General features: G+C 42.5%; 8 protein-coding genes and 1 riboswitch. All 8 genes read right to left on the bottom strand.

Annotated elements, in window-relative coordinates; genetic code table 11:
- Positions 1-3610 (bottom strand): ESPR-type extended signal peptide-containing protein (locus HMPREF3182_RS01750; RefSeq protein WP_268872456.1); only part of this gene is annotated, 3610 nt, incomplete at its 3' end.
- A 785-nt stretch (positions 3611-4395) separates the two neighbouring features.
- Positions 4396-4860, bottom strand: coding sequence for a 6,7-dimethyl-8-ribityllumazine synthase (gene ribH, locus HMPREF3182_RS01745; RefSeq protein WP_007393063.1), 465 nt, complete (start codon positions 4858-4860; stop codon positions 4396-4398).
- An 18-nt stretch (positions 4861-4878) separates the two neighbouring features.
- A complete protein-coding gene (locus HMPREF3182_RS01740; protein WP_007393073.1) occupies positions 4879-5526 on the bottom strand; it encodes a riboflavin synthase in 648 nt (215 codons plus the stop codon).
- On the bottom strand, positions 5507-6643 hold the full coding sequence (ribD, locus tag HMPREF3182_RS01735; RefSeq protein ID WP_062485183.1) for a bifunctional diaminohydroxyphosphoribosylaminopyrimidine deaminase/5-amino-6-(5-phosphoribosylamino)uracil reductase RibD: 1137 nt from the start codon (positions 6641-6643) through the stop codon (positions 5507-5509). The genes HMPREF3182_RS01740 and ribD overlap by 20 nt, the downstream gene beginning before the upstream one ends.
- A gap of 85 nt (positions 6644-6728) precedes the next feature.
- A riboswitch (FMN riboswitch) is annotated at positions 6729-6863 on the bottom strand.
- 79 nt (positions 6864-6942) lie between these two features.
- Entirely contained in the window at positions 6943-7596 is a 654-nt protein-coding gene (gene rpe, locus HMPREF3182_RS01730) for a ribulose-phosphate 3-epimerase (RefSeq protein ID WP_007393067.1), read from the bottom strand.
- Positions 7593-8486 (bottom strand): ribosome small subunit-dependent GTPase A, encoded by an 894-nt coding sequence (gene rsgA / locus HMPREF3182_RS01725; RefSeq protein WP_235808623.1) that lies wholly within the window; start codon positions 8484-8486, stop codon positions 7593-7595. The genes rpe and rsgA overlap by 4 nt, the downstream gene beginning before the upstream one ends.
- Positions 8470-10392: a Stk1 family PASTA domain-containing Ser/Thr kinase gene (pknB, locus tag HMPREF3182_RS01720; RefSeq protein ID WP_062485175.1), complete on the bottom strand. Its 1923-nt coding sequence runs from the start codon at positions 10390-10392 to the stop codon at positions 8470-8472. The genes rsgA and pknB overlap by 17 nt, the downstream gene beginning before the upstream one ends.
- 10 nt (positions 10393-10402) lie before the next feature.
- Complete coding sequence (locus HMPREF3182_RS01715; RefSeq protein ID WP_007393059.1) at positions 10403-11110, bottom strand: Stp1/IreP family PP2C-type Ser/Thr phosphatase; 708 nt, start codon at positions 11108-11110, stop codon at positions 10403-10405.
- Positions 11111-11118: the final 8 nt, after the last annotated feature.

Here is an 11118-nt window from a genome sequence, read left to right as displayed (position 1 = left end):
AGTACTTATCGCCATCTTTTACAAGCGGATTGCCATCTTTATCTACATACGTTGTCGGAGCGGTTCCCTTCTTGGCACCGTCCGCATTAATGGCTTTTGCCACTTCGTCTTTATCAACTTTCACCGTAAATGTGCGGACATCACCCTTTGTTTCACCGGTAACCGTTGCCAAACCGTCACCGACAAATTTCACGGTTTGTGCATTTGCCACGGTGGCATGATAATTAGCTCCGTCAGCTACGACAAATCCCATTTTTTTCAAATCATCAACTGTAGCTACCGTTCCGGGTACGGCTTTCGCCAAATCTGCAAGTCCTTTGGTCGGGCCTTCTGCCGTGATTTCATTCGTTCCCGGTTTTACATTCGTGAGCTGTATCGGTTTATCTTTTTCACCCAAACGTACACCTGCCGGATCGGTCGTGTCGTTATCGAGTGTGCCGTCATCTTTTACTTTGTGATAATTACCGTCATCACCTTTTACAAGCGGATTACCGTCTTTATCTACATACGTTGTCGGAGCGGTTCCTTTTTGTGCATTGGCGGCATTCACGGCCTGTGCAACATCATCTTTATCTACCTTAACAGTCACTTTGTGCTTGCCGTCTTTAGATTCAGTAATAACTTTAGCCAAATCTTCTCCGGCAAATTCTACCGTATTGGCATGTTTTACCTGTCCGGTGACATCGCTGTCATTATCGGCTTTGCCCTTGATAACAAAGCCCAAATTGTGCAAATCTTCTACGGTCGCTACATTACTTTTCTGACCGGCTTTGCTCAAATCAGCCAATCCATCTGTCGGATCACCGGTTTTATTGATCACATCGGCGCCGTGTTTGACATTGGTCAAAACGGTCGGATGAGATTCCACATCCGCCACACGAGCTGCCGGCTCTACAGACGGTTTACTCGTATCCGGTGTATTATCTTTATCGCTGACAGGATAATAATATTTCCCGTCCTGAGCTCTAACCAACGGTTTATTATTCGCATCGACATAGCGAATCTGTGTGAATCCGTTATTGAGAAATTCCTGTTCAACGGCTTTCCCCGTTTCTTTACGGTCAACGGTTACCGTAATCATTCGCGGCTCTTCGCCTTTACCGGCAGCGGTGACTTTCGCCAAATCTTTACCGAAGAAGGAAACTTTGCGATTATGAGTAACCGCTGCGGAATACTTATCTCCCGGAACACTTAAAATCCAACCGATTTTACTGATATCATTGACATTTACACCGGTTTTTTCCGAAACAGTAGATAAATCGGCAAGACCGTCCGGCGTTAACTGTGTAACAGCACCATTCACATTGGCCAGTTGCAATCCCTGTCGTTTACTTGAAATAGCCGCCGGGGTTTCCTCCTTCGATTCATCCAAAGAACCGTCCTGCTTTACCTTAAAGAACTTACCGTCTTTTTGCCGTAATTTTTCCCCTTTCGCATTCAAATAAACAAGCTCGCCGATTTTCTTTTCCAGTTCATCGCGTTCCTGTTTAGCCGCATTCATGCGCTTAACCAATTCACCGGCCGTAATCAAGCCGTCTTCATTATTTTTCGTGGAAAAAGAACCGTCCGGATTGGCAATCAGTTCCGTGGTTTTCGCTTTGAGTGTAATACGTGGTCCTTCTTTATCTTGCGTCAGTTCCGTACTGAGGTAAGACTGTCCGGAAATTTTCAGGCGCGCATTATCTAACAGGAAATCGCTAAAAGCCTTCGGAGTTCCTGCACCGGCGGAATCCGCTTCCACCATCATATTGACATTTCTGAGCTGTGCCACGTTGACCGCATCCGTATCATTCGTACCGGCGGCGACATTGACAATTTGCCGCGTAATTGCATCTGTTGCATCCGGAGTACTTCCCTTTTTACCGATAGACAACGCACCGGCATTGGCTTTTAACGCCGGCCCTTTTAAGCCTTCATAGACGTGTGTACGGAATCCTTTTTCAATATCCGTTTCCGTTGCCTTCGGTACTTCCCAAGCAGATGGAGTCACTTTTACTTCATAATTTTCAATCAAATCCGCCGCTCCGTCTTTCAGTTTTAGCTGTATAGACCCGGCTTCTTTGGACTTATCAATGGTTGCCGCCTTATAGCCGTAGAAATAGCCCGCCATATCGGATCCTCTGTCGGCTTCCGCCAAAGAACCCAAGGCAACGCTGTCTGCATTTTGGGCGACCGTACCGTAACCGACAGCCGTCATACGATGTATATCACCACCGGGATAGGCATTTGCACGACTCCCCAAAGCTACTGTACCGATACCTTTAGCGGCACTTCCCATACCGATAGCCACGGCTCCGTTACTGTCTTGACCGCCTCTCTGCGTTCCTACGGAAGCCCCGGCACCGAGTGCGACGGCACCGAAAGAATTCTGTTCAATACGAGCCAACACACCTACTGCCGTTCCCATTTGTGTCATTATATGCGCTTTCGTACCGATAGCCACACCGGCTTCACCGGCATATGTCATTCCTTCATTATAATTTCCAGGATTATTGTCCACAGGTCTATATCCGGACAACTTTCTGAAAATACCGTCATTGGTTAAATACATCGCATAAAAGGAGTCATTATCCTTATCATCTCCAAACGTATTACCGCCCATGACGATACTGTATCTACCCGCTATGGAATTGGAACCGATGGCAATGGCCTGATCGCCGATAGCACGACTTTGATGTCCGAGGGCCACCTGATCCGTGCCGCTGTCCCGTACAACATCATAAAGTTTAAAATTCCCATCGCCTTTTGCGGCGGCATTAATATCCCCTTCGCCATAAAAACGATCGGAAATATGTTTTTTATCTCCTGCCTTTATTTTTGTCATTTGTACACGGGAATATACACGACTGGCCCATATGTTCGCCGTACTGGCAAAGTCCAAATAAGTACCTTCACCCCCGGCAAGAAGATATGCTATGTTACTGGCCCCTGCCAAGGAGTTGGTACCGATCGCCACGGCGTTCTTATTGAATACGGGATTATTCGTATCCTCGCCGCCTAAAGGATACGTTACTTTTGCCCCGGGATTCCCTATATTTCCGGGACGACTATAGGCGGCACGCGCCATTCTGCCAATCGTAATGGAATTGAGTCCGGACTGCGTGTCACGACCGATGGCGATTCCGGCATAACCGCGAGCATACGAATCACGGCCGAAAGAAATACCGTCACGGTCAAATGTATTCCCCAAAATAGCTATCCCGCCGTCTATATTCGCATACGCCCCGGCACCGATAGCAACCGTACGATATTGCACGGCATGGGCATTTCTGCCTATCGCTACGGCACCGTATTGTTCCGCATTTGCTTTTACCGGATTTTCACCCTGTTTTACCATATCATTATCTACAGCTGTACCGTCGCCGGTGCCTTTTTTCACATATTTGGCATCCACCTGTTTCATTACTTCATCTACAATTTTTTGTGTAGCCGGATCTAAGGTTGCGCGATCATTCGCCGCCCATACGGGAGCTTGTACAGCTGTCCCCATAATCACCGCCAATACGGCGGCAACAAGCTTGGTCTTCCCGCCGCGACTCTTCGCATATTCCGAAACGACAATATACGCCTGCCGCGATTTACTCCAAACAACTTTAAAAATTCGATTCATTCTTTCCTCCCCTTTCCTAAATACGTATACATGAAATTATGTTCTTATACAATACATGTGTATTTATAACATTAAAATACTTCACAATATACAAATATTTCCGCTATAAACAATTAATTTTATAAAAAAACATTAAATTGCACAAGAGAAATATCAGTAATATTTAAGAATATAGTACCATATGAAACCATTTTCTGTAAACAAAGTATTACTATTACATATAGCGTTTATTTGTATATTTATTGTTTTTTTTTTTTTTATGTATTCATTTTTATTTCTATCTTTATATGTTTTTCTAAAAAATATTTTTTGTTTTTGCACATTTATTCTACTATTCCGTTCCTATCCTTTTATTCCTTTATATTCTCCACTTTTTTGACACCATTCCGCATACCATAGAATATCTGACAAGCAACACACCGCAACGGTCAATTAGTCAATATTTTTTATTTTTATAAATTTATACGGTTTTTATGCTCTTTTTTTTTAATAAAAGTACGATGATAAAAAGTAATATAGTAATCACCGCCTAATACGTTAGCTTACGCATACTAACGCTAGTATGCTCACTGTAAATACGTTATTTAATAGCTCCCAATTCTACCTCTCTATAAATTGATACAAATATCATTCGCACTGTTGTAGGCAAAATTCCTAGCTACCGTTAATATTCTGCTCCATAAATAAAAATCGGCACAATCAGTATCACTACCAATTACGCCGATAATTTTTAAGGAATTAAATGCTTAACTGAAGCCACCTAAAAAGCAACCTCTGTTTCTTATTTATAAATTTTTTAATAAATTTACCATTTCAATAGCACCACAAGCGACATCAAATCCCTTGTTACCTGCCTTAGTGCCTGCCCGTTCTACCGCTTGTTCAATGCTTTCTGTCGTAACAATACCAAACATGATGGGAACACCTGTTTTTAAAGATGCTTGTGCAATCCCTTTAGCTGCTTCATTGCACACCAAATCATAATGACTCGTCGCACCGCGAATAACCGCACCTAAACAAATAATCGCATCATATTTTTTAGAAGCAGCCATCGTTTGTGCTACTAATGGAATTTCAAATGCACCTGGCACCCAAGCGGTCGTAATATCACTATCTTGAACCCCATGTCGTTGTAGCGCATCATAAGCACCACTTAGCAATTTACTGCTAATAAATTCGTTAAACCGTGCTACGACAATTCCATATTTTGATCCTTGCCCTAATAATTTACCTTCTTTAATTTGTACCAATGTACCCACTCCTTTTAATTAGAATCCCTGTTGTAATAATGTTTCTAACGACAAGGTATTCTTTTTTATCTCTTTCGGTTTATCTGTTAAAAAGCGATAAATATATTTACCAATCATATCGGTTTCGATATTTACCGTACTTCCTACCGGCTTTTGTAATAAGGTCGTATGCTCCATCGTATGTGGAATAATGGATACGGAAAACTGGTTTGTCCCCACAAAGGTGACCGTCAAACTAATGCCATCAATCGTAATAGATCCTTTTTCGATAATAAAACGAGCGGTTTCTGCTGGAATCGCAATAGTAATCACCTTTGCTATGCCATCTCGCTGTATCCGCATAATATGTCCAGTCGCATCAATATGACCACTGACGATATGCCCACCTAAACGCCCACCTACGGGAACGGCTCGCTCTAAATTCACTAAGCTGCCCGTTGTAAGTTCTGCTAAAGAGGAACGACGCATCGTTTCATGCATAACATCCGCCCAAAAAGAACCTGGTGCTAATTCAGTCACGGTCAAGCAAACTCCATTTACAGCAATGCTATCCCCTAATTGAGTGCCTTCTAAGACGTTTTTTGCCTCAATTTTTAAAACAATCGAGTCTGGTTTTCGTACCATTGCACCTATTTTTCCCGTTTCCTCAACGATTCCAGTGAACATAGTCGGCCTCCCTTCGCTGATTATATGCTTGTATATAGACATTGTTGTCATGAATTTCTACAGATTGATATACAAGCGGCACACACTCCGATAAATTCATTACGCCTTCCCCTGCTACAGCATGTAAGGCCTGTGTACCGCCAATAACGGAATTTCCCAAAAAAACATGCACTTTATCAAAAAGTTGTGCATCAAAAAAGCTACCGTGTATCGTGCTGCCCCCTTCGACAAGCAAACTGCGAATACCTTCTTGATACAATAACGTCAATGCTTTTGCTAAATCTACCCGCTTGCCATCTTGCATCGGTGCAACCAATACGCGTACACCCGCTTTTTCGAGGGCTTCACGCCGTTCTTGTGCACAACGTTGGGTCGTCACAATGATCGTTTGTGCCGTCTTATCGGTCACTACTAAGCTCGTACAAGGTGTACGCCCTTGTGAATCGAGGATGATGCGAACGGGTTGATGCGGTGCTTTGCCACCTTCGCGTTTGATCCGGCAAGTTAACAAGGGATTATCTGCTAAAACCGTATTAATCCCCACAACAATACCGTCATAAATAGATCGCAAATAATGACCTTGTTGACGGGACCATGTATTCGTAATCCATTGAGAATGCCCTGTTTTGGTCGCAATGCAGCCATCTAGACTTTGGGCCAACTTGATTGCAATAAACGGCATCTGTGTAAGCATATTTTTAATAAATACTTCATTTAAATAAGCCGCTTCCTGTGATAATAAGCCTACCTCTACGGCAATCCCCGCTTGACGTAGAATAGCAGCACCTTTACCAGCGACAAGTGGATTCGGATCAAGCATGGCAATAACTACTTTGCTTACCTCGTGCTTGACCAATGTTCTCGCACACGGAGGCGTTCTACCATAATGGGCACACGGTTCTAACGTAACATACACCGTTGCCCCTGCGGCAGCATCTCCAGCTTCTTCTAACGCCCATACTTCTGCATGCGGCGTACCGGCTTTTTGATGATAACCAGTACCAACAATCTTGCCATCTTTTACGATGACACACCCTACAACCGGATTAGGTGTCGTATAACCTCGGGCTAATGCTGCCAGTTGTAAGGCTTTTTTCATATATTCTACATCTTCCACTGCTTCATCCTCTCCTAATACGACTTTTAGGCATATAAAAAAGACCATGGATTACCTTCCACAGCCTTTTGAGTGCATACGAAAAACGGGTCTTTTTCCATCCAGACTATACTGTCGGTACCGAAATTACATCGGCTCAACCTCCAAAAAAAGGGTTGCGGACTATTACCGCCGGTCAGGAATTGAAAGCGAACTTTCGCACCTTGCCTCAAAGACTATTGTATATATTTATCTATGTATAATTTTAGCACATGCAAAAAAACATGACAAGACTTCTCTATAAGAAATATACGTATGGCTTATAGTTCTTCTTTCAACATATTAATCACTTCTGCTCGATTAAACGCATTAAAAATAGCACTACCAGCGACTAAAAAAGTAGCCCCTGCCTCTTTTACGGCACGAGCAGTTTTTGCATTTACCCCGCCGTCAACTTGTACTACCGCCTGTTCATTTCCCACCTGTTGTAATAAGCACTTGGCTTCCTTAATTTTATCTAAAGCATAGGGAATAAAAGATTGTCCGCCAAAACCTGGATTAACACTCATGATGAGGATTAAATCAAGCGAAGAAGCAACACAAGACAAGGACTGTACGGGAGTAGCCGGATTTAACGCCACCCCTGCTTTTGCACCTGCTTCATGAATATGTTGAATGACGCGATCCAAATGAACACATGCTTCTTGATGGACCGTAATATATCGAACACCCGCAGCAACCAATTCATCTATATAGGCTTCAGGATGCTCTACCATGAGATGAGCATCAAACGGCAAGGATGTTTCTTTACGGATGGCTTTTACGATAGGCACACCAAATGTTAAATTTGGTACAAAATGTCCATCCATGAGATCAAGGTGTAAACATCCTGCTCCTTTCTCTTCTACATCTTTAATTTCTTCGGCCAAGTGAGAAAAATCAGCCGATAAAATAGATGGGCAAACGGTAATCATACAAATGACTTCCTTTCTTTTATTTCATGTAATAATTTACAATATGTCATATAACGGGTTTCACTAATCTCACCGCGTTCTTTAGCCTCTTTGATAGCACAATCTGGTTCATGCACATGTACACAGGAGGGAAAGCGACATTGGCCGACATAAGGTTTAAATTCAGGAAACAAGAGTGCTAGTTTCGCTACTTTTAACGGTTCCAATTCAATGGCCGCAAAACCAGGCGTGTCAACGACATACGTATGGGCGTCCATGCACAACATTTCTGCATGCCGTGTCGTATGGCGTCCACGGCGAATTTTTTCACTTACTGCACCCGTAGCCAGCTCTTTACCTAGAAGCAACGTAAGTAAGCTTGATTTACCAACACCAGAAGGGCCTGAAAAAGCGGTGATCTTTCCTTGTAAATACGAACGCAACAAGTCTATCCCTTCCCCCGTATGAGCTGATACGGCTAAGGTTTTATACCCACACTGCGTATAATGCTGACAGTATGCTTGTGCAACCTCACGTTGTAATTCGCTTTTATTCATACATAAAAGCGGGGAAATATGATGATATGCACAAGTCAACAGTAATTTATCCGTTAAAAAATAATCGGGATCAGGCGATTGGGCCGCCAACACCATGACGATCTGATCAATATTCGCTACGGCTGGACGACGTAATTCGTTTTGCCGTGGCAAAACCGCTTCAATTAATCCCTTTCCATGATCTGTCGCCATGACTTCCACCTCATCGCCTACGAGAATTTTATGTTTCACTTTACCTCGTCGACGACATTCACGTAAGGTCGGTTCACTTAAATCGACATAGTAATAACCATTATAATTTTTAATAACTCGTCCCGTTTGCTTTTCCGAACTACATTCATACATTTTGTTCATTAATAACCGCTCCGTTAACCAGTACTTTTACTCGCATTTTTCCTGTACCACTCACAGTCTTAGTAAAGGTATCGCCTGCATTATGCATCTTATCATATACCGTTCGTTGTCCTTTTTCATCACTCACCACGATTTGAACATGAGGTGTATCAATATTTTTGGGCAAATGAATATTTACACTCCCATAATGAATGGAACTGGCATTTTCTTCTTCTTCCCCGTCATCTCCTACATATTCCACTTGTAAATCTACCGTTTTTTTATCTTGACCTACCACATAAGAACGTACGATGGCTTGTTTTTGTGACGACGCTTCATTTAATTTCTCTATTTGTCCTACGGTAAAACCAGCATGTTTTAACAGATGAACTGCTGCATCAAGGGGCATCCCCATAAGCGTTGGCAACAGAGTTTGTGCTTCATTTTTAACCAACCGACTAACCACCACATCTATCGTTGTATTCTTCGCTACTTTATCAGGAGAATTTGGCGTATGGCTAACAATTTTCCCATCCTCTTTATCCGAATCAACATATGTAACCGTGCCAATCGAAAGTCCTACGGCTTTTAACTTACGAGCCGCCTCATCAAGGGTCAATCCACATAAATTAGGCACCAACACGGTATCTCCTTGACTTCCCCGGCTAACAGTTAAATAAATCGTACGGTTGGCTTTAACCACAGAACCTCCTGACGGATTTTGAGTGATGACTTCCCCGATAGGAACATCGCTACTATCAACCTCTTTAATAGATACAGATAAATTTTTATCCATTAACATAGTACGAGCAATTTCAATTTGTTTACCTGTCACATCAGGTACAACAATATCAGTGGGACTCCAAAAATTCCCAAAAGAAAAAAAAGCCCATGAAAATGCAATGATAAAAACACCAATCATTGCCAACACAATAGATTTTTTTGAATGTCTACTCAACGCATCTAAAAAATGATTAATCATACCTGTTGCAGGTTCTTCTGATACGTCTCGTTCAACCTGCAACTTCGGTGCTTCAAAATTTTTCTTAATAAGTGGCATCGCTCCTTTATTCGAGTTGACAAACCCTTGAGAAAGTCGCAATTCCGACATCATTTCAGCAACTGATTGAAAGCGATCGGCTGGATTTTTTGCCATCGCTTTCAACATGCACCGTTCTACCAAGAGCGGAATACGGCGATTATATTTTGTCGGTAACGGAATATCGTCCTGTACATGTTGTAAGGCCACACTAATGGCCGTATCACCTTCAAAGGGAACGACACCTGTCATCATTTCGTACATAACTACGCCTAACGAATAGATATCCGTCCGTTCATCTAAAGTTCCCCCTGACGCTTGTTCAGGTGAAAAATAATGCACGGATCCTAACACTTGGCTATCTTCTTTCATGGTAGCACTCGAATTAATCGCACGAGCAATACCAAAATCGGCAACTTTGATTCGACCTGTTTCCGTCACTAAAATATTATGAGGTTTAATATCACAATGTACCAAACCATTATTATGTGCATTTTCTAACGCACCGCCAATATCAAAAGTGATTTGGATCGCTGTATTAATAGGTAAATGCCCATGTTTTTCAATATATTCTTTTAGCGTTTCACCACGCACAAATTCCATCACAATATAATGAATGCCTTCATCTTTGCCAACATCATAAATATTGACAATATTAGGATGAGATAATTTCGCTGCTGACTGTGCCTCTTGCCGAAATCGCACTACAAAATCATGGTCATTTCCATACTTTGCATGTAATATTTTTACCGCTACAATTCTATCTAATAATATATCGCGTGCCTTGTATACGACAGCCATACCACCCGTACCAACGGTTTCCAATATATGATATCTGTTTGCTAACGTATGACCTACCATTGTTTGCCCTTCCACCGCTTTCATCATAATATCCTCATTATATGGTCAGTACAATCGCTGTCACATTGTCTTCTGCACCATGTGCATACACACGTTCTAACAACGTTTGTACGATAGTTTGTTCATCCATTTCTGGTGTTCCTAATAAGGTGGCCATTTCTTCATCCGCAATATAAGCCGTTACACCATCAGTGCATAATAACATACGATCACCTGGTGTTACCAATATATCTCCCGTATCAGGGGTAATGTCTTCATCGACACCGATGGCCCGTGTCAATACATGTCGACGCGGATGTACCTTAGCTTCCGCTATAGTAATTTCCTTTTTTGCTAACAAGCATTGAATCCACGTGTGATCAGACGTTATTTGTATGAGCGCTCCGTCATGCCAATAGTATAACCGACTGTCTCCCATGTGTCCCCAATACACATGCTGTTTTTGCACACATACCATCGTTAATGTCGTTCCCATTCCTTTTAACGATGGATCGATTAAGGTTTTACTCCAAACACAGGCATTCGCATACTGCATAGCTCGCTGCAATGAAAGGGTGTCCGAATGCTTCATTTGGTCACAATAATATGCTACCGCATTTACGGCCGTACGACTGGCAATTTCGCCGCCAACATAGCCGCCCATACCATCCGCAACGACCATTACATCATGCTTCGAACTAATGTAATATGCGTCTTCATTCACGCTACGTACTAGCCCTATTTGAGATGCACCAAATGCTTTCAAGCTTTCAC

The organism is Megasphaera hutchinsoni (assembly GCF_001553405.1).
GTDB lineage: Bacteria > Bacillota > Negativicutes > Veillonellales > Megasphaeraceae > Megasphaera > Megasphaera hutchinsoni.
Note: the sequence above shows the minus strand (reverse complement) of the source record. Positions and strands in the feature narration are given on the sequence as shown.

Bases quoted from the DNA above. Each gene is read 5' to 3' on its own strand.
- rpe (WP_007393067.1), bottom strand. From the start codon at position 7,596: ATGATTACCGTTTGCCCATCTATTTTATCGGCTGATTTTTCTCACTTG.
- pknB (WP_062485175.1), bottom strand. From the start codon at position 10,392: ATGATGAAAGCGGTGGAAGGGCAAACAATGGTAGGTCATACGTTAGCA.
- rsgA (WP_235808623.1), bottom strand. From the start codon at position 8,486: ATGAACAAAATGTATGAATGTAGTTCGGAAAAGCAAACGGGACGAGTT.
- HMPREF3182_RS01740 (WP_007393073.1), bottom strand. From the start codon at position 5,526: ATGTTCACTGGAATCGTTGAGGAAACGGGAAAAATAGGTGCAATGGTA.